At 46.5% G+C, this 20,198-nt stretch carries 20 protein-coding genes; 6 read left to right on the top strand and 14 right to left on the bottom strand.

Translation table 11 applies throughout. The features are described 5' to 3' along the window. The first annotated feature begins 83 nt into the window (after positions 1–83). The 3 genes from AC27G9_RS17185 to AC27G9_RS17175 are packed head-to-tail and all read left to right on the top strand — an operon-like array spanning position 84 to position 2,860. The gene (locus tag AC27G9_RS17185; RefSeq protein WP_487075711.1) at positions 84–824 is read left to right on the top strand and encodes an SDR family NAD(P)-dependent oxidoreductase; all 741 of its coding nucleotides are present in this window, start codon (positions 84–86) and stop codon (positions 822–824) included. An 18-nt stretch (positions 825–842) separates the two neighbouring features. Then, entirely contained in the window at positions 843–1,841 is a 999-nt protein-coding gene (locus AC27G9_RS17180; RefSeq protein ID WP_487075710.1) for a cupin domain-containing protein, read from the top strand. An 8-nt stretch (positions 1,842–1,849) separates the two neighbouring features. Beyond that, entirely contained in the window at positions 1,850–2,860 is a 1,011-nt protein-coding gene (locus tag AC27G9_RS17175; RefSeq protein ID WP_487075709.1) for an ester cyclase, read from the top strand. A 54-nt stretch (positions 2,861–2,914) separates the two neighbouring features. Here AC27G9_RS17175 and ctlX read toward each other — a convergent pair whose 3' ends face one another. Together ctlX and AC27G9_RS17165 are read right to left on the bottom strand one after the other, a co-directional pair. Continuing rightward, positions 2,915–3,868: a citrulline utilization hydrolase CtlX gene (ctlX, locus tag AC27G9_RS17170; protein WP_487075708.1), complete on the bottom strand. Its 954-nt coding sequence runs from the start codon at positions 3,866–3,868 to the stop codon at positions 2,915–2,917. Between the two features lie 136 nt (positions 3,869–4,004). Continuing rightward, positions 4,005–4,454: an Lrp/AsnC family transcriptional regulator gene (locus tag AC27G9_RS17165; protein ID WP_487075707.1), complete on the bottom strand. Its 450-nt coding sequence runs from the start codon at positions 4,452–4,454 to the stop codon at positions 4,005–4,007. A 341-nt stretch (positions 4,455–4,795) separates the two neighbouring features. Here AC27G9_RS17165 and rsgA point away from each other — a divergent pair, with 341 nt between their 5' ends. Both rsgA and AC27G9_RS17155 read left to right on the top strand, forming a co-directional pair. Then, positions 4,796–5,839: a ribosome small subunit-dependent GTPase A gene (gene rsgA / locus AC27G9_RS17160; protein WP_487075706.1), complete on the top strand. Its 1,044-nt coding sequence runs from the start codon at positions 4,796–4,798 to the stop codon at positions 5,837–5,839. Between the two features lie 92 nt (positions 5,840–5,931). Next, positions 5,932–6,669, top strand: a complete 738-nt coding sequence (locus AC27G9_RS17155) for a hypothetical protein (RefSeq protein WP_487075705.1) — start codon at positions 5,932–5,934, stop codon at positions 6,667–6,669. 32 nt (positions 6,670–6,701) lie between these two features. Here AC27G9_RS17155 and AC27G9_RS17150 read toward each other — a convergent pair whose 3' ends face one another. The 7 genes from AC27G9_RS17150 to AC27G9_RS17120 all read right to left on the bottom strand — a co-directional run bounded on the left by AC27G9_RS17150 (position 6,702) and on the right by AC27G9_RS17120 (position 14,154). Beyond that, on the bottom strand, positions 6,702–7,109 hold the full coding sequence (locus AC27G9_RS17150; RefSeq protein ID WP_487075704.1) for a hypothetical protein: 408 nt from the start codon (positions 7,107–7,109) through the stop codon (positions 6,702–6,704). 30 nt (positions 7,110–7,139) lie between these two features. Next, on the bottom strand, positions 7,140–7,667 hold the full coding sequence (locus AC27G9_RS17145; protein WP_487075703.1) for a hypothetical protein: 528 nt from the start codon (positions 7,665–7,667) through the stop codon (positions 7,140–7,142). Positions 7,668–7,788: 121 nt separating this feature from the next. Continuing rightward, positions 7,789–9,069 carry a sensor histidine kinase gene (locus tag AC27G9_RS17140; RefSeq protein ID WP_487075702.1) on the bottom strand — a complete coding sequence of 427 codons (1,281 nt, stop codon included), beginning with the start codon at positions 9,067–9,069 and terminating at the stop codon, positions 7,789–7,791. After that, complete coding sequence (locus AC27G9_RS17135; protein ID WP_487075701.1) at positions 9,066–9,767, bottom strand: response regulator transcription factor; 702 nt, start codon at positions 9,765–9,767, stop codon at positions 9,066–9,068. The genes AC27G9_RS17140 and AC27G9_RS17135 overlap by 4 nt, the downstream gene beginning before the upstream one ends. A 31-nt stretch (positions 9,768–9,798) precedes the next feature. Further along, positions 9,799–10,923 carry a type 1 glutamine amidotransferase domain-containing protein gene (locus tag AC27G9_RS17130; protein ID WP_487075700.1) on the bottom strand — a complete coding sequence of 375 codons (1,125 nt, stop codon included), beginning with the start codon at positions 10,921–10,923 and terminating at the stop codon, positions 9,799–9,801. A 61-nt stretch (positions 10,924–10,984) separates the two neighbouring features. Continuing rightward, entirely contained in the window at positions 10,985–13,465 is a 2,481-nt protein-coding gene (locus AC27G9_RS17125; protein WP_487075699.1) for an ABC transporter permease, read from the bottom strand. Next, positions 13,465–14,154: an ABC transporter ATP-binding protein gene (locus AC27G9_RS17120; RefSeq protein WP_487075698.1), complete on the bottom strand. Its 690-nt coding sequence runs from the start codon at positions 14,152–14,154 to the stop codon at positions 13,465–13,467. The genes AC27G9_RS17125 and AC27G9_RS17120 overlap by 1 nt, the downstream gene beginning before the upstream one ends. Before the next feature lie 179 nt (positions 14,155–14,333). Here AC27G9_RS17120 and AC27G9_RS17115 point away from each other — a divergent pair, with 179 nt between their 5' ends. Continuing rightward, positions 14,334–14,873 (top strand): DUF2780 domain-containing protein, encoded by a 540-nt coding sequence (locus tag AC27G9_RS17115; protein WP_487075697.1) that lies wholly within the window; start codon positions 14,334–14,336, stop codon positions 14,871–14,873. A 72-nt stretch (positions 14,874–14,945) separates the two neighbouring features. On the opposite strand, the gene AC27G9_RS17110 is transcribed toward AC27G9_RS17115, so the two are convergent. The 5 genes from AC27G9_RS17110 to recG all read right to left on the bottom strand — a co-directional run bounded on the left by AC27G9_RS17110 (position 14,946) and on the right by recG (position 20,193). Then, positions 14,946–15,377, bottom strand: a complete 432-nt coding sequence (locus tag AC27G9_RS17110; RefSeq protein WP_487075696.1) for a hypothetical protein — start codon at positions 15,375–15,377, stop codon at positions 14,946–14,948. Between the two features lie 217 nt (positions 15,378–15,594). Next, positions 15,595–16,776 (bottom strand): BaiN/RdsA family NAD(P)/FAD-dependent oxidoreductase, encoded by a 1,182-nt coding sequence (locus AC27G9_RS17105; protein WP_487075695.1) that lies wholly within the window; start codon positions 16,774–16,776, stop codon positions 15,595–15,597. A gap of 113 nt (positions 16,777–16,889) precedes the next feature. Continuing rightward, on the bottom strand, positions 16,890–17,363 hold the full coding sequence (locus tag AC27G9_RS17100) for a redoxin family protein (RefSeq protein ID WP_487075694.1): 474 nt from the start codon (positions 17,361–17,363) through the stop codon (positions 16,890–16,892). Between the two features lie 15 nt (positions 17,364–17,378). Next, positions 17,379–18,137: a class I SAM-dependent methyltransferase gene (locus AC27G9_RS17095; RefSeq protein ID WP_487075693.1), complete on the bottom strand. Its 759-nt coding sequence runs from the start codon at positions 18,135–18,137 to the stop codon at positions 17,379–17,381. After that, positions 18,130–20,193: an ATP-dependent DNA helicase RecG gene (recG, locus tag AC27G9_RS17090; RefSeq protein ID WP_487075692.1), complete on the bottom strand. Its 2,064-nt coding sequence runs from the start codon at positions 20,191–20,193 to the stop codon at positions 18,130–18,132. Before recG ends, AC27G9_RS17095 begins: the two co-directional genes overlap by 8 nt. Between the last annotated feature and the right edge of the window lie 5 nt (positions 20,194–20,198).

Below are 20,198 nucleotides of genomic sequence, written 5' to 3'. Positions count from 1 at the left end.
AAAGTGAGGATTTTTATTGTTGTGTTTGTGAGCAATCTACATAATAATGACTTCGAATGCAAAACCTTTAAAAAGGAAAAATCATGGCGTTTTCAAATGACCTTCTCAGCGACAAGACCATTCTCATTACAGGAGCGGGAAAAGGTATCGGTAGAGAATGTGCGCTAATAGCCAGCGCTTGCGGTGCAAAAGTAATTGCGGTTGCACGAACCGAAGCAGATTTACTCAGCTTAGAAAAAGACGCACCAAATACGGTTGAGCCTTGGGTTTTTGATGTCGCTGATTCAGCCTTTCACCAGAACATCCGTGAATTGACGAAACTAGATGGTCTTGTGAATAACGCTGGTACCAATCGCGTAGCACCGATGCATCAACAAACCGATGAGAATATCGACGATGTTATCGACCTCAATATTCGTTCACTGTACAAGGTCGCTCAAGCTGCGCTTACTCCCATGCTTGCGAATAAATCTGGTGCCATCGTCAACATGTCTTCGCAAATGGCTTTTGTCGGTTCGCCGGGAAGAACCTTGTATTGTATGAGCAAACACGCTGTGGAGGGGTTAACTAAAGCCATGGCGGTAGAACTTGCACAACACAACATTCGAGTAAACACCGTTGCCCCTACTTTTGTCCGCACGCCTATGACAGAGCCCATGTTAGCGGATCCGGATTTCCATCGATTTATTCTTGGCATGCTGCCAATGCGCGAGCTAGCCACCCCTGAAGACGTTGCAAATGCCACTATTTTTCTACTCAGCCACTTGTCCGCAATGACAACAGGTAGCTGTTTGAAAGTAGACGGTGGCTGGACAGCACGTTAGTCAAACCCTGGAGTATTTATGAATTTGCAAGAACGACTCGTACCCTACGCAGACCTTATTCCCTGTAAAAATGCGTTTATTGATACCCGTAGTCCCGGTAGTGATAAGAAAGAAAACTTCACCATTATCGGCCCAGGTGTCGCAGAAAACCCCGATCAACATGTCCATATTTCGATTCCTCATGGATTCAACATTGGTGGAGCCAGGCAACCTGCAGGCTGTCTCAACAGTCAACATAGCCACTTAACGGAAGAAGTATTTGTAGTTCACAGTGGCAGCTGGGCTTTCAAAACAGGTGTCAACGCTGACGATGGTGTAATTGTGCTTAACAAGGGCGATATCATTTCAATTCCAACCGACGTATTTCGCGGTTTTGAAAACGTAGGAGATGATATTGCATACCTCTATGCCGTGTTAGGTAGCGATGACCCAGGGCGTGTATTGTGGGCCCCAAGCGTATTTGAGCTCGCTGAACAATACGGTCTAGTCTTGCTAGAAAACGGCGCTTTGGTAGATACGAATTTGGGCCAAACTGTGCCTGATGACATTGCGCCTATGCCTGTAACCACCGAAGCACAGATTGCCGAACACCGTGTGATTACCAGTGAAATGCTTGAAGACATTATTATTCGCCGAGAAGACTTCCAATGGACCAACAGCTCGCTTTTATCACAGTTTGAAGGGGTTTCTGAAGCACCATTAGTCGGCCCAGCAAACCCAGATGAAGGCCTCGAGAAATCGAAACTAGGTTGGGAGCACGATTTTGTCGTTCGCGCACTGGCGTTGCAAAGTGCTGCATCCGTCCCGGTTCATATTCGTCACGAGGAAGAAGTCATTTTTGTATTGGAAGGTGAATTGTCACTGAGTGTGGACAATACTCAATTTGTGATGACGGCGGGCGATACCTTTACCACACCAATTGGAACTGTCAGACAGTTTAAAAACCCAAGTGACACCACGACGACCCTTTACATAACGCGCCGAGGCAATACGCCCAAAGCGCCCGAATTTTTGTGAGATAAAGTATGGCTGAGTTAAATTCAAAATCGGCATCTACACGGCACCTCCTCGATGGTTTTCGCCAAGCCCAGTACAATTTTGACTTAACCGAATTACGTCCAATTGGCCAATCGTTGTTTGCATCTGATGCGCTGATCCAGTATTGCCACCCATTTGGCAACTTGCAGAATGTCGATGCGCTGATTGATAAGGTTTACGAACCATTGTTGTGGGCAATCCCCGACGTAGAACGCAGAGACACCATTGTGATGGACGGCACATCGGCCGATGGCACGCTGTGGATAGGTTGCTGTGGCTATTACACTGGACAATTCACCAATGCTTGGTTAGATATTCCCCCAACAAATCAGCAGGTAGCGATTAGATTTCACGAATTTTATCAAGTAGTTGACGGGAAGATTTCAGAAGTCCAAGCCATTTGGGATATTCCCGATGTCATGATGCAGGCTGGTGTGTGGCCCTTGTCACCGAGCCTTGGTAGAGAATGGCACGTTCCTGGCCCCTCAACCCAAGACGGTTTATCTCGCCCGGTTCGAGACGAACACCAATCTCAATTGAGTGTGAAGCTAGTTGGCGATATGTGCGCAAGTTTAGGAAATTATGCGACAGGTGGTGTCGAGGCCATGGAGCTTGATAAATATTGGCACCCGCATTCCAGTTGGTATGGTCCCTCAGGCATAGGTACAGGTCGAGGCATTCAAGGCTTCAGAAAACGTCACCAAATTCCCTTTCTCAATGCACTGCCGAATCGAGTGGGAGACACAAACAAAGGGTATTTGTTCGGAGATAATGACTACGTCGCCTTTACCGCTTGGCCAGGAATGCATATGAGCATTACTGGTGACGGCTGGCTTGGTATTGCGCCCGCTGGGCAAGAGATCACTATGCGCAGTTTGGATTTTTGGCGTTGCGAAAACGGCAAGATCAGAGAAAACTGGGTGTTGATAGACCTGTTGGATGTTTACCGTCAAATCAACGTCGATGTTTTCGCGCGCATGAAAGAGCTGATTCGTTAATTCAAACTTATTACGCTTGGGCCGCGAGTTCGACAGAACGCAATGAACGCCTCTTTAAGAGGCGTTTTTCTTTTTCGCCAAATGAATTCCCGCCAACATACACCTTACAGAACCACCGGCAAGCTCAATAGTCGGAATAGCAAAGGGCACAATATCAACCCATTGCTCAAGTTGCTCTCTCTGTGATTGAGTGAATGCCGTTAATGCACTTTGCGACATGGCGAGTATCGATCCACTCGGTGTGACCAGCTCTAAAGCATTGGCAGCAAACTCACTGATCTGTGCCTCGCTAAGTGAAATAACGACTTTTCCAGTGCTCTCCAATCGCTTTCTTAATGCCACTTTTTGTTCTACATTAGTTATGTTTTCCAAAGCAACAAGTGCATAGTGAGTACCTACACACATCATGACATTTGTGTGATAAATCGCGACACCGCGGTTGTCCACTGCATCAAAGACTACAGCTTCATAGCCGAAATCCTGACAAAATTGCGAGAGCATAGCGTCATTCATACGATGAGAACGCGCGGCATACGCCACTCTACTTTGATGGTCGAGCACGAGCGCACCAGTCCCTTCTAAAAATTGACCTTGGTTCTCGAACGCAGAATAGTCAATAACACTCGATACGAGGTAATGTGAACGCAGAAAATCGATGATGTCTTGTCGGCGCTCGCCACGGCGATTTTCGCAAAACATTGGATACAAACCCAGTTTGCCATCGGCGTGAGTCGTCAACCAATTGTTGGGAAATACTGAGTCCGGAGTACTGCGGCTTCGGTCTTCAAACAGGTGAACATCAACTCCTCTATCTGCCAACACGTTGGCCACTTGCGACACTTCTTCATAAGCTCGCTTCGCAACGTCGACGCCCTCGCTAGCTTGGGCCTGAAACGCATTGTCTTTCACGGTTTGAGGGTTAGGAGTAAAGTGGTGTGGACGCACCATTAACACTGCACTTGGGGCTTGGCTCACTACTGCTGGACGTTTGTATTGTTCGAAAATCATGATGCTACCTACGCATTAACCTTCGACACAGTATGACAAGACTGGATGTGACAAATAAGTCCAAAAATAAAGTCAATTCGTCAGAATTATGACATTTTGTAAAGCTGGTTTGACAAATTGTCAAACCATAACACGGCTATAGCGATGTAGATTGAGAACGGTAAGACGACAACAAAATACTGGTTTCTGATTGCGTAATATCTTTAATTGCTCGTAATCGACCTAAAGCCCGATCAAAAGAAGCTAAATCTTTGCTTTGAAGTTCAATAATAACGTCCCATCGACCATTGGTAGTATGAATGGCAGTCACCGCAGGCTCAGACAATAGTTGGGTTTGAATACTTGACACTGAGCAGCCATTTAGCGACGCACACATGTGAGCTCGCACCCCGGTCAGAGATTCATCTGCATGAGAGCCTATCAACGCGGTATAACCGGTGATGACACCATTGGATTCAAGCTTTTGGATACGATTCACTATGGTTGCACGAGATACACCAATTGCCGTTGCAACGGCTGACACTGACATGCGAGCGTCTTGCCTTAGTAAGCCAATCAACTGACGATCTATCTCATCTACAATCACGTGTTACTCTCTCCCATCATTCCATTCTCCATTAATATCACGGCGAGAGAATCTGTGAAACTCACCATTGGCGCTAATTATGGGTTGGGCCTGTTAATTTGCAAATTTATTGGCCATAATAAATTTTTATTTCTAGCAAAAGGAAGAATTAATGATTGTTGTAACCCGCCACCAGGTAAAGGCGGCTTAATCAGCTAGCAAACATTTAGCTGCTCCTTTCCCCGGTGGTTCAGTAAACCGGGAACACATTGTATTGTTTCGCTCGCCCACTAGGGTCGAGGTTCCCTTTCTGTTATCTGAATAAAAATCACGTTGCACGTCGCAAGGTGATGGGAAACACAATGAATACAACATCATTAATTAACTTAGGTTGGCAGCCTTTTTTTCAACAACAACTCACTTTAGATGAACTTGAAGCCACGAGCCTAGCGAGAATCACGGCTCATCACAGGAGTGAATTTATCGTGAAAGCAGAAAACCACTCTTTCACTCTGCCGATAACGAATGCCCTAATCGGCCTTACCCTCGGAGACTGGATCCTGATAGATGAAGCCGATGGCTATATCAGGCGGTTAGACCGCAAGTCTTTTTTCGCACGAAAAGCAGCGGGTACTGGCCGTCAGGAACAAGCCATTGCGGCTAACATCGATACAGTTTTTATTGTCTGCTCCTTGAATCACGATTTTAATCTCAATCGTATCGAGCGATATCTAGCGCTTGCACATGAAGCGGCAGTTGAACCTGTGGTTGTGCTGACCAAGGCAGATTTATGTGACGATGTGGACGCCTATCGACAAGCCGTTCAATCACTTTCACCACTGTTGATGGTAGAGGTTTTAAACGCCTTGGATAAAGATGCATGTAAAGCGCTACTACCTTGGTGTAAGGCCGGACAGACACTCTCTCTATTGGGTTCGTCAGGGGTTGGAAAGTCGACACTAGTAAACAGTTTGCTAGGTAACCCCATCCAAGCCACCGGCGGTATTAGAGAAGATGACAGCAAAGGGCGGCATACGACTACCGCGAGGTCCATGCATCAGCTTCCACTTGGTGGGGTAATCATTGATTCTCCTGGAATGCGCGAACTCCAACTTACTGATTGTGAAAGTGGTGTTGCTGCGACGTTTGCCGATATTGAGCGTTTAGCGCTAAAGTGCAGATTTTCAGACTGCCAGCATAATAACGAACCGGGTTGCGCCATCAAAGCGGCAATTGAGCAAGGTAACCTAGATACGAGACGACTGCACAACTATCGCAAGCTGCTTACAGAACAGGCGAGGAATCGTGCTCAACTTCACGAGGCTCGCGCTAAGGACAAAGCCTTTGGCAAGATGATAAAGAATGTCACTTCGATCTCTAGGCAATTGAAAAGAGGGCAAGAGTAAAAGACAAAAAAGCGGTGGAAACACCGCTTTTTTTCACATCGATTTCACGTCAATGACTTCATGATTGAGGTGTTTTTATTAGGAACACCTTTATGAAAAGATTGCTTTTAACAGTGGCATCAACGCTACTGAGTTCGATTTGTTTTGCCACACCAAACACCATGCAAAGCGAGGCATTACAAGGGGCGGTAAAAAACGCCATTATGAAATTCGAGCGCACCAATAGACTTGATTGGGCTTACACGGTGAATCGCTACGAAAATGAAGAAGGTGATGTCTCTGAATCGGTAGAGGCATTTGATGGCAGCCTGCCCTACGCAGAACGTTGGCAACTATTATCTGTTAATACTAAAACCCCAACAGCCGACCAAGTTCACGACTATCAGAGGCGCAAAGCGGAGCAAGAGGATAGCGCTCAACATATCTCAATCAAACTCGCAGAACTGATACAAATACCCACTTTGACATTGATTTCTGACAACAATGGGGAGGTCACTGCAGGGTTTGATGTCTATTTGTCACGTCTAGGCGATGAGGCTTCGGCGTCATTACGCGGTCAGCTAATTCTGAATAAAGAGTTGAGCTTTATTCGTCGTATTGCGATTACGAATACTAAAACATTTTCTCCTGTATTCAGTGCAAAGATAGAAGACTTTACTCTGACCATAGACTTCATTGCCATTAACCAAGCCATACTGCCGAAAGCCCAATCACTTGAGATGAAAGGCTCATTTGCTTTTTTTACCGAAATTAATGAAACCTCTCAAGATACGTTTAGCCAATATCGCAGAGTATCATCAGGCCAAGTCGACGCGCTTGAAGAGAACTAAAGCGATTGAAAATACCAAAACATCTTGGCTATTCACGCTTTAAGGCGAGTATATACGCTTAGCAACGGGAATTTATTCACCCCAAAGTTGACGACGATAGAGAGCGTTTCTTTGGCCTCAAACACTTGGCTGATAGCATTGGGGTGAATGCGGTCGCCATCGCCAACCAATGCCATGATTTGTGTTTGATTGAATGTGCGCCGCCCGGAAGCTTGGTTTTTCAACGTGACTACTGCCCACCGTTCCCCTACTTCATTACTCATGGGCACAAAATTCACAACTTCAAAATCGCTAATCTGAGGGGCAAGTTGCTGATCATTGGGGAATGCCAGTGCAACATTTTGGGGCACACGTTGCTCTATAGTAAGTGCGTCTTCTTGCGCATGAGCAGGCATCGAAAGCCATAGTAAAAGTCCACAACACAACACGATCCTAATCATTTTTTTGTCTCTATTTCTCAATGCTATAGGCTATTTTATTTCTAATTCTGCGTCTTCTATCAGCGTAAAGAAGGCTTCATCCTGAGAGAGTTGTAGATCGATAGACATCCGAGGGTTAGCCTCGCTATTTAGGGTGTTATTAAAACCGGCTCCTACGGTAAGAGAGCCTTTTCGTTCGGGTTTATCAACAAGTAGTTGTTGGATCTCGGCAAAACTTTTAAGCCCAGCATCGGACACTTTGAGCAGGTATTGTGTCTTTTCGGCTGAAGAAGAGAATAAACCGTGTTCCGCAGGCACAGTCGTTTTCGAAATTAACTGCAAGGGAAACGTGAATCGACGAAAACCTTGCGCAGTTTCAAGCTCCATTGCTAGTTGGGTTTGTTCGAGATTCAATGTATGAGGTTCGGTTACCGTTACCTTAGCTCGGATCTGATGCCCATCAATCGCTGCGAGGCTGGTCGCGTCAAAACCACTAAATTTCAGCATCGTTGCGATTGGAATATTGGCACAACCGTGTAGCAACACAGCTACCAATATCAAACCCATCCTTTTCATCATACATCCCTTAATTTTGTAGCATACCAAGATTGCACTATTGGTTTGTTGGATGGGCTAGGTTGTATTTAGTTCCGTCCACCTGAAATGAGAGAATTAGACCAACATCGTTTGCACTGAGTGACTATACATTGCCTTCTAACTTCACAGTGATCTTGGTGCCCGTGAAACTTTCAACCTCGAATTGCCAGCCTTGATGTTCGCACAAACGGCTCACAATAGATAAACCAAAGCCGAAACCCGTACTTTTGGCACCTTTCACAGCGGGGTCAGTTACATGCATAGAAATTGAAGGATCTATGCCTGGGCCTGTATCCTTGATTGTCAGTACACCCTGTGCATAATTCACTTCAACTACCCCGGCCTCGGTATACTGAAAAGCATTACTCAACACGTTATCCAACAAGACTTTGAGCATGCCTTCTTGAATAAAAAGTCGCTGCCGACATGAATCGCTGATTTCAACGTCTACCGCTTTACCAACTAATAACCGACTGTGGTCTAGTACGCTGCGCTCCACTAGCGCCATTAAATCAACATCCGTTTTAGGTGTTTTTACATGTGACTCTCGGGCCAGCATCAACAAGGTAGACACGGTCTTTTCCATTTGTTCCGCTGCCTCTTCTATGCGTTGCAACACAACTTGCTGCTCACCATCCAGTGATGTTCGAGAACGAATCAATTCCGCGCCATTGCTGATCACGGCTAACGGGCTGCGCAGTTCATGACTGACGTCATGGGTGAAGCACTTCTCTCTCGCTAAGGCGTCGGTAATCCTCGTAAAACTAGACTCTAATGCCTGTGCCAATATACCGATTTCATTGTTTGGATAGGCTTGTGCAAAGCCTTTTGGAATATGTTCAGGTGCGGCACCATCAAACAAGGCCGCGAGGGCTTTCAGTGGGCGAGTGGTTTTACGTGCCACAACCCATGCAAAAAAACAGGCTACGACACTGACCAAGATACTGCTAAACGCCAGAAACTGAACTACACCGTTGCGAATGGGGCGTACTAACAGGTCAGCGCTAACCTCTGAAACCAAATACCAATTCGCGATATCAGGCTCAGTATAGAGGTGATAATGACGCCCTTCTTGGCCATAGAATTCGTGACGGTCGGGCTCTTGAATGGCAATTTCTCGAATGTCTTCTGGAAACGTTAATTTAGTAAAATGCAACGTCATGTTTGACTTACGAGGTGCTTCCCATTGCCCCGTTTTTTGATGAATTTCTATGAGGTAATCCGCTTCTAATCGAATGTCGCGTACGATAAATGCATCTTCTAATGTGTACATCAAAATGAAGGATATAAAGCTAAATACTGCCGATATTGCTAGCGTGAAAAGACAGAAGTAAATCACAATTCGACGGCCTAGACTGTGGTAAGGGCCTTGGTTCGCTCTCATGATTGCACCTCCTCACTGTTGATATCCAGCGCAAATCCGACGCCAAACACGGTTTTCAGCACTGGAGTATCGAAAGGCTTATCTAACACGGCCCTAAGTTGATAGATGTGAGAACGCATTGCGTCGGATTCGGTAGGTTCATCTCCCCATAGCTTGTGACTCAGCTCAGAGCGGCTCACCACCTGCGGGTGTGCTTCGGCGAGAATCGTCAATATCTTGTACCCCATAGTGCTGAGTTCAAGTACTCGGTTCTCTCGAGAAACCTGTTTGCGTTTGCGGTCGAAAACCAATGGCCCCAGCGTCATTTTGTCTCTGGTGTTGAGTAAGTGTCGTTTAGAAAGTGCCAAGCATCGCACCTCTAATTCTTGGAGAGAAAATGGTTTCGTCAAATAGTCGTCTGCGCCCACAGTAAACCCATCGACTTTGTCGTCAATACTGTCCCGCGCAGTTAACATGATAATGGGTATGTGCCTATCGGCCTGCTGGCGAATATGCTCACATACTTGCAGACCATCCATTGTCGGTAAGTTTAAATCCAGAATAATCAGGTCGTAATAAGTTTCTAGGGCCATCGACAATCCCTGCTGGCCGCGATCTGCGAAGTCCAATATATGGCCTTTTTGCTCAAGATAGTCTGCAATGTTCTGCGCAATACTGAGCTGATCTTCTACCAATAATATTTGCAATGGTGATGTCATCCTAAACTCCAAATTACAACCTGTACTTAAGTTAATTGCTCAGCGTTTTAAGCATATCAGACGCGGGTTGGAAGTCTGGCTTAGTGGCTAAAATATCATTGAGCATTGCTACCGCCGCCGTGTTGTCGCCAAGTGCCTTATGTACTTTAGCAATTTGTAGGTCTAGCCTCGGATTATTAATGATATCTCTCGCTAACGTCATCAACAATAACGCATTTTTAAAAGCGTCCTTATCTTCAGCACCTTGAGTGTAATAGTAGCCATACATACCAATGAGTGGCATTTGGTAGTCGTTTGGCGATTGGCGAACCGCATCGATGGCGTCAGCGTCTCCCGCTAAGATTTTAGCTACCAGTGCCAAGGTTGCATCATCTTGAAACGGAGCAAGTGGCTTAGGTGTAATGCCTAAATCGTTGACGAGTGCTGTCGCAACTGCAATGGTCGAAGACGGGTTTTGTCCAGTTATCAGTCGCCCGTCTTTAGCAACATGACTAAGCATAATATCGCTTGACTGGAATGCCCCTCCACGGGCAATGAGTTTATCTTCTAACATGAAATCGAATGTTTTCACCCATTTTTTACCAAACAACTGCTCTTCCTTGTTGGTAAAACCATTGACTGTTTTGCCGGCAATCAAGTATTCGCCATTGCTCAGTTTCACGTCTACCAAAGCTGCAGGGCCATGACAAACCGCAGCAACAACGCCTTGTTCTTCATAAATGTTGGCTATCATGGCTTGTAGTTTTTCGTCTTTGGGTAAATCAAACATCGCGCCTTTTCCACCAACGACAAAGATACCATTGTAATCAGACGCCTCAAGCGCTCCTACTGACAAGGTGTTTTCGAGCTTTTGCATGGCGACGCTGTCGGCGAGTACTTGAGCATTGTAGGGTTTGTTGGGATCGTAGTTATCAGCCTCTACGGTTCCACCCAACGGACTCGCAACGTCCACATCTACACCATTGTGTTTAAATACAAGGTAGGCTTTAGCGAATTCATCAAACTCGTATCCAGGCTTTTCTTCGCCCTGCTTCTGCCCATATCCACTCACAACCATGAGTACTTTTTTTGTCTCAGCCGCCATACTGTTGATTGCTATGGTTGAGAGCAAAACTGCTAACAACCATTTCATTTTTAATAGTAAATTCTGTTTCATAACATTGTCTCCTTTATTCTGGTTCACAGTGTTTCAAACACCCTGTGAAAGAGATGTGAAACTACTCCGCCATCAGTGTTCGAACTGAAGCTCGGAGACTGTTTTTGCTCGCGACAATACCCAAGGACGTCACGGCCGTGAGAATGATCAATAACGTAGTGAATAACCATCTGAAATCGGGCTGGTAGTTGAGGGAGAATTGGGATTGATAGATCAACAACCCAGCGACATAAGTCCCCACAATGGCGCCCGTAGCCGCAATAAGTGCAGTGACACCCCATTCGATGGCGTTAAGTTTCAGGCAAGTGCTTGCGTTAAACCCAAAGCTCAGTATGACGCTGTTTTTCTTTTTTTCTTTGGCTTCGAGCCCTTGAATGGACGAGACAATCACGATCACAGCCAAGAGACTAATCAGCATTGAAAACCCGCTAATGACATCGGTCACAATGGCTAAAATGCGATCGAATCTTGCCGTCATCTCTTTTAATGAGACCATTCTCAGCGTTGGGTGCTCTCGCCAAAGTGGCGCAAGCATTGAGAATTGGTTTTGCTCAAGCTCTAAACTCGCCATGTGATAATGAGGGGCAGTAATATGAGAGACCGCTTCAAGCGGCATCTGTATCCAGAAGGTTATCGAACCCGCCCCCGCTTGGTATACATGACTCGCTGCAACAGCAAAATTTAGCGTTTGATCACCGATAGCAAACGTCAGCGTATCACCAATGCGTAAATCTAAGTCCGTCATGACTTCTTCCTCGACCGATACTTGTTGCCAATTGGCATCGCCCGCTTGCCACCACTGCCCATCAACCACGCGATTATTAGCAGGCACAGCTTCGCTCCAATGCAAGCGAATAGCCGACTGCATTGTTGTTAAACTTTCACTCGGCCTATCGGTATAGTCTGACAACATTTGCTGATTAATGGCGACCAAGCTGGCGTAAACATAAGGTTTGCTTTGCCTTATTTGCATCCCCTCGCGGTGTGCTAACGAGCGAATATCCGTCATCTGCTCCACTGACGCTTGTGACACCAATAAATTACCATCGTGTTGGCGTGAATAAGCGCTCATGGTATTCCCCAAATCGCGCATCAACATTAAGGTAAACAGCAGTAAAAAGGCACACAAACCAACGCCCAAAACCTGCGTGGTTTTACTCATTAAACGCTGCCTCATCATGTAGAGCGCGAAAGGCACTAAACCAGAAAATGTGCGACTTAGCCTCTCACTCACGGTCAAACCTAACCAACTCACCACTAAAATAAGTGCAATACATACGCCCACAGATACCAGCACCATGAGCGTGAGCAAACCATTATCTGAATAGAATGTTGCAACAAGTGCCAAAACTAACACTGCACTAAAGGCGGATAGCCAAACTGCCATCGACGATTGGACTTGCTGGATCAATTTCGCGACTGAACTGCGATAAATCGACCACCACACTGGCAACTGGAATACGAGAAACAGAGCACTGACCGCCCCAAAGGCCTTCAACGCAACCACCCCGTGCCATTGCCAATGCAAGTCAGCAAATGAATGACTCAACCAATCAATCAGCAACCAATGCAAACTTGACGACATGGCAAATACGATAGGTAAAAGAAACAAAAGTTGAAGGAACCACTTGATAAGGGCCAGACTCAATCCAACTTTTCGGGAGGCCCCGACACTCATCAATACCGCCGATAGAAACTGTTCTCTTGCTATTTTCACGCGAGTGAGTTGCTCGATAGCAATGGCAGCCATGAAAAACAAGATAATGGAGCCAAGTCCAATGAAGTTTTCTGTTCGTTGCCAGAACAATGCTAGAGGATGAGCACCTTGAGAATGATAAAGCTGAGCGGCAGGCAGATGATTTTTTTGCCAATCGATAAGTTCAGAAACTTGTGTCGACTCGATATTGAGTAAATGACGATACTGCACCGTATCTTCTGCAATGCCCAATGTGTTGAAGTCAGCTGAATTGAGCATCGCATACATATCAACAGAATGGCCTTGCATCAGTCTATCGGGTTCGTGAAGCAAAACACGGCTAATGACAAAGGATTGCCCTGCCAAACTAATCGAATCTTGCACCTTCGCCCCTAAGCTAGAGAGCAAGCGTGGCCCCAACCAGATTTCACCCTGAGCGGGTCCGCCAAACTCAGCTTTTTCTGGTCCGCCGAGACTCATGGAAACACGCATCTCACCCTGCAACGGGTAGTGTTGATCTACACCTTTTAGCTTTGCAGACTGCCAATTGTCACCAAACGTCAATGTTGTTGTAACGGTTTGCACCAGTGCTTGTTCATTAGCCAGTTCACTGAGTCGACCCTGCTGTGATTCGTTTAATGGTCCCCGTTGGCTAACAACGGCATCTGCGCCTAAAAGGTTGGCTAAGTTTTCCTGTAAATACTGCTGAACGCTATAGCTAGTTAAGCTCAGAGTGACGATAAAAATCATCAAGGTTAATTGAGCCAAGTACATCAGGGCTTGAGACAGTTGGTGATTTTCCTGAGTAAAAAAATGCCAAGCTAGATGCCAATAGGTATGAATCATTATGCAATCTCCGCTTGTTGAACTGCGGACAAACACTCACCGTTTTTCAACGATAATGTATGGGTAGCGCGAGCGGCTAAATCTAAACTGTGAGTCACGACAACTAACCCAGCCCCTTGCTGTTCGCAGGCATCAAACAGTAAATCTGCAATGCCGTTTGCACTCGTCTCGTCAAGGTTACCCGTTGGCTCATCGGCAAAAATAAACTTGGGTTGAAAAATCATTGCTCGAGCAATCGCGACTCGCTGCTGCTCACCGCCACTGAGCATTTTCGGTTTGTGTTGCAAACGGTGGCCCAATCCTACTCGCTCTAGCCATTCCACGGCTTGGCGTTCCGCGTTTTTAACACCACGTAGCTTCAGTGGTAATGCCACGTTGTTTAGCGCTGTTAGCTCGGGTAACAAATGGAATTGCTGGAAGATAAAGCCAATATGATTGCGTACCGAAGTCAGTGGGAACTGACCTGTTTCATCTCGGTAACTACACTCACCGGATGACGGACTTTCTAGCCCAGACATCAGCATCAACAAACTCGACTTACCAGACCCAGAAGGACCAGTAATCGCATAGGATTGACCTTGTTCTATGGTTAAGTTGAGATGCTGGAACAACTCCACCCGCCCCTCATTGGTTGAAAAAGACTGCCCTAGCTGTTTAAGTTGGATCTGACTCTGTAAAACGTGACTCATTTTTAGGCCCACCGAATTGATTTTCGGTTAGCTTAAAAGTGACTTTGTGAAATAGGTGTGAAACGCGAGAAGCAACGATTCGACAAATTTACCACTACATAACTTGCCAACACTTACCACCTTGGGCACGCCGTGCTAGAGTGAGCACATCACTCGCTTCAATGACAAGGCAAACCAACATGAAAACACGCGCCACACTGATATTAGTACTAGGCATATCACTAAGCTCACAGGTTCAGGCAGAAGGTTTTTTCGATTCTCTCAAAGAATTTTTTGGTATCGGAGACACCGCAACCCAAACCGTTGAACAACCCACTGTAGACGGATTATTGTCGGCGTTGACTGATAATTTGAATGTGAGCTCAGATCAAGCAGAGGGTGGGTTAGCGTCGTTGTTAAACTACGCAAAGAACAATGTCGATTCAGACACGTTTAACCAGTTGAAACAGCAAATCCCTGGCATCGACTCTGTTATGGGTAATCTGCCAGACATCAGTAATTTGCAGCAAGATGGGTTAGGCGGCCTGCTCGATAAAGCTGCAGAATATAGCGAATCGCTCAAAGCAGTAAATGACTTAAAAAAGCAGTTTGAAGCCCTTGGCCTCGAGCCACAAATGATAATGAGCTACGTAGATCAAGCGAAGGCTTATCTAGACACAGAAGAAGGTCAGCAAGCCAAACAATTGCTCACTCAGGCGTTATCATCAATCAAACTTTGATCAGTACAGAGCTCACTTCGGTGAGCTCATCACCCATCAGAGGAATCTTTACATTGAGTCCTTTTGTTGACCTCAGAAACCCAACCGCTGCCAAAACGACTTACTCTTCGGTTTACTTCTCATAACAACCGCACCTGAATCATCAAGTAGTGTCGCATCCAGAGAATTTGCGATATCAACCAGAGCATCATGTTCTGCACTAGATTGGTCAGAGATGTAGATGGTATCTTGCTTGAAATGCAGCTCGACCATATTGTCGTGATTGTCCAATTTAAGGTAAAACAGATATTCTGCACTCGACTCTTCAACAATGTCTTCAAACTCGCCAGAAGCATGAATACTATTGACCTCATTTAAATACGCGACGTCGGGTGTATTGGCATAGGCTGAAGACGTATCAGTAGGCATGTACAAGGTAGGGTTAACATCTGATTCATGTATCACTTCGTGCAGTTTTATTGTGCCAAACGCCTCTACCTGTTCCTTGGTTCTTACTATTTTCATTTTTCTTTCCTTATCATTATGCTCGAGTCACGAAAGAGGCTACTACTGCCAAGATTGACACAATGCTCCAACATCCGTTCACATTGAGACCACTGAGAGAGCAGTAGACGTTCATGAAAAAGCTCTGCGCAAATGGCTTCAGCTGCTTGACTCTGAACGCAGCGGTGATGCGCCTTACTCAAAAGCTCTCTCAGGCAAATTTTATTGTTCTTGACACTTACACCACCTGCCCAGCGGCCCAGCCGCTAGACCAAGCCCATTGGAAATTGTAGCCTCCTAGCCAGCCGGTTACATCTACGACTTCGCCAATGAAGAATAATCCTTCTACTTTCTTTGCCATCATAGTTTTTGACGAAATTTCATCTGTATCTACGCCACCTAAGGTGACCTCAGCGGTGCGATAGCCCTCTGTACCATTGGGTTTCACTTGCCAGCGGTTTAACGCTTCACCCATGGATTTAAGTTCACTGGGGTTGAATTGCTTAATGGGTTTGTTCGGCCATTCGAACCACTCCAACAAGGTTTGTGCAACGCGTTTGGGAAACAGCGAAGACAAGCACGTAGACAATAGAGAATCAGGATTCTCGTTTCTTTTTTCGTTTAACCAAGCCTCGCCGTCACATTCTGGCGCTAAATCAATATCGACCTCGTCGCCCGGCTCCCAATACGATGAGACTTGTAACATCGACGGGCCACTCAACCCTCTATGTGTGAACAACATAGCTTCTTTGAACTGTGTGTCATTCGCTTGTGCAGTCACATCAATAGCAACCCCACTGAGCTCTGCCAGCTTCTCTTTGTCCTTGTCGTGCAATGTGAAGGGTACTAATCCTGCTCGAGTGGGTAAAACTTTGAGGCCAAATTGCTCGGCAATCTGATAGCCAAAAGGAGTAGCGCCCAACTTCGGCATACTCAAACCGCCTGTTGCGATTACCACGCTTTCACACTCATAGTCACCCAAAGACGTTTTCAGCAAAAAGCCTGAATCTTGTTTTTGCAACGATAGAATTTCACAACGCGTGGTCACAGTAGCACCCGCTTTATCACACTCTGCCATCAGCATTTTCACGATATCGTTAGCAGAATCATCACAGAACAATTGACCCAATGTTTTCTCGTGATAAGGAATTCCATATTCGGCAACCAATCCGATAAAGTCCCATTGGGTATAGCGACTCAAAGCGGATTTACAAAAGTGAGGGTTAGCACACAAGAAGTTTTCGTGGCTAGCGTACATATTGGTGAAGTTACAACGTCCCCCGCCCGACATCAGGATTTTACGGCCGACTTTCTTGGCGTGATCCAGTACTTCTACACTGCGGCCTCGCTTACCCGCTTCTGCAGCACAAAATAAACCCGCGGCGCCTGCGCCTATGACAATTACGTCTCGTTTGATCACACTCGTTCACCTATAACTATTGCGATGGGCATTATAGCAGTGAGAGACAATTTTGGAGGGAATTATTGAGAAAGGCTTGCGGGTAACAAGACGTTACCCGACAACGATTTATTTTACAGCGCGTCGAGCATCGTTTCAGCGTCACTAACTTCAAAACGGCCCGGGTCTTCAACAAAAACTTTGGTAACGACACCGTCCTCTACTAGCATCGAATAGCGCACTGAGCGCACGCCACCAAAATCGCCTGTTTCCATGTCCATACCGATCTCTTTGGCAAACGTACCATTGCCATCGGCGATCATTCGAATGTGCTCTGCATTCGCTGTTTTGCCCCATGCATCCATAACAAAAGCATCATTGACTGAAATACAGATAATCTCATCAACACCTTTCGCTTTAATCTTGTCTGCTAGTGCTACATAGCCAGGTAAATGGGCGGCTGAGCACGTTGGTGTAAAGGCCCCAGGGACCGCAAACAACACTACTTTTTTGTCGCCGAACAGGGTATTGGTATGAGGGTTAGTCATTTCACCGTCTACAAGTTGACTGAAGGTAACTTCAGGCAAGGTACATCCCACTTCTATCATTATTATCTCCGCGTACTAACTTATTATATAAACATCAAAACGATGCTTTTTACTTGTAATAGCCATTGACGGTTGTACCCCTGCAAGGACATCAGCCGCGTTGGGCCGCTTCACCACTACGCGCTTATTTGCTAGTGCCCTCGCCGGTTCAAGTAAATCATCGGCGTCTTCATCTGGGCCTAACAACTGCTGAAACAAACGCATTTCTTTCTTAACTAAAGCAGACTTTTTGCGATGTGGAAACATCGGATCCAAATAAATTGCATCTATGTCATCACCTTGCCAGTGTTTCATTACCTCTGAACTATTGCCGTGAACCAGTGAAAACAGGCTGTGAAGTTCAGGTGCAGCGACGGCCAATCTGCGCAAACCATCTTCGAGTAAGGCAGCAACGACAGGTGAACGTTCGACCATAGTTACATGGCAGCCTAAACTGGCCAATACAAATGCATCACGCCCCAAACCGGGTGTCGCATCGAGCACTTTAGGTGTCGCCTCACCTTTTACCCCTATGGCCTTGGCGATAGGTTCTTTTTTGCCCCCACCATGTTGTTTGCGATACAGCGACTCACCAGACAAAAAGTCAACGAACACGCCACCGGTTTTGGGAGCTTCGAAATCCACCAGCGACAGCTTGCCATCAACAAAGCTCATCGCAAGCCCTGAAGCTTGTTCTGCTAGCTCGAATGGCCAACGGGATACAATATCCAGAGACATTGCTTTGTCAGCATCACGCGCATCTGGGCTGACAACCAAAGGGAATACGCTAGGCATTACTGTATTGCTCCTTATGGCCAATCCATCGATTGATGATCGCCTGTGCATGACTGGGGTAATCTTCCCATAGCTTGGCGGCAATATTTTGAACTTGAGGTATCAATGCATTATCTCTGACTAAATCGGCAATTTTGAGTTCTGCCATCCCTGTTTGCCGCGTTCCCATTAATTCTCCCGGTCCACGAATTTCTAAGTCACGTTGGGCAATATAGAATCCATCATTGGATTCTCGTAGTACGCCAAGACGCTGAGTTGCCGTTTTTGAAAGCGGGCTTTGGTACATCAATACGCAATGGCTTTCTACCGCACCACGGCCCACTCGACCTCGCAACTGGTGCAACTGCGCTAAACCCAAACGTTCAGGGTTTTCAATAATCATTAAGCTTGCATTAGGTACATCAACCCCGACCTCAATCACAGTTGTCGCAACCAATAAGTCCAACTCTCCCGCCTTAAAGGCACCCATCACTTGCTGCTTCTCGGCTGCCTTTAAACGCCCGTGTACCAAGCCAACTTTGAGTTCAGGCAAAGCGGTACTTAGAATAACCGCCGCATCTTCTGCGGCCTGGCATTGAAGCACTTCGGACTCGTCGATTAACGTACACACCCAGTAAGCCTGCCGCCCCTTTTGTGCGCAAGCTTCTCGCACTCGTTCTATGACATCTCCACGGCGACTATCAGGCAGTGCGACGGTTGTTACTGGCGTACGACCCGGAGGTAGTTCATCAATAATAGATGTATCCAAATCCGCATAAGCAGTCATTGCCAAAGTGCGGGGAATGGGAGTTGCGGTCATGATAAGTTGATGTGGGAAACGCCCTTGCTTCTCACCTTTTTCACGCAATGCTAGACGTTGATGAACACCAAACCTGTGCTGTTCATCCACAATGACTAGCGCGAGTTGGTCATACTCTACTTGCTCTTGAAAAATCGCATGAGTCCCGACTAAAAACTGAACCTCGCCCGAAACTAGCCTGCTGAGGACCTCGTTTCTCGCACTGCCTTTGAGCTTACCTGCGAGCCATCCAACCTCGATGCCCATAGGCTCAAGCCAACCTCGGAAATTGTTTGCGTGTTGCTCGGCTAGTAGTTCTGTAGGCGCCATTAACGCCACCTGATAGCCAGCGCCAATTGCCGACAGCGCGGCGAGGGCAGCGACCAATGTTTTACCTGAGCCAACATCGCCTTGGACTAGTCGCATCATTGGCTGGCTGAGCCGCATGTCAGTTTGTATCTCTTCAACCACGCGCTGCTGAGCGCCTGTTGGGGAGAAGGGGAGTTGGTCGAGTAGTTGTTGAATCAACTCAAGATTTACATCGATAGCAATACCCGGCTGGGCTTTCGAATTTTGTCTGACTTTCAATACGCTTAAGTGATGGGCTAACAATTCCTCAAGAATCAGGCGTTTTTGCGCGGGGTGCTCACCCGCTTCCAGTTCGGCTACCGAAACATCTGGGGTAGGGCGGTGTGCAACCCTCAGAGCATCCTTCAAGCTCACTTGCTGGGCGTACATACCATCGGGCAATAGGTCGCTTAAGGCGCCTTTTTCCAATAGCGCCAGTGCCTGATCCGTCAGGTTTCGCAATGTGAGTTGTTTCACCCCTTCAGTTGTGGGGTAGACGGGTGTCAGGGTCTCTTCCACCAGTTCTGCATTTTCATCAACTAACGAAAACTCGGGGTGCATCATTTCAATGCCAATTTTACCCGTGCGTATTTCGCCAAAACACCGCACCGTATTCCCCGGTGTCATCATAGTGCGTTGGGGCGCGCCAAAATTAAAGAAACGCAATGTAATAGTGCCGCTTCCATCAGCTACCTTCACCACCAACATTCGCTTTTTCCCGTATTGAATATTGGCATTTTTTACTTCCCCTTGAATACTCACGTGGGTAAAAGGCCGACAGTCTGCAATAGCGTAAATACGCGTGCGATCTTCATAGCGCAAAGGCAAATGAAAAAGCATGTCTTGTACGGTGCTAAGCCCCAGCTTCTGTAGTTTTTCTGCGACTTTTGCCCCTACGCCTTTTAACGTAGTAATGGGAGACTGGGCCAAGTTTT

It is taken from the genome of Alteromonas sp. 5NS40-0096, from assembly GCF_057544385.1.
The sequence above is the reverse complement of the archived record's forward strand: the minus strand, read 5'-3'. Positions and strand labels throughout refer to the sequence as shown.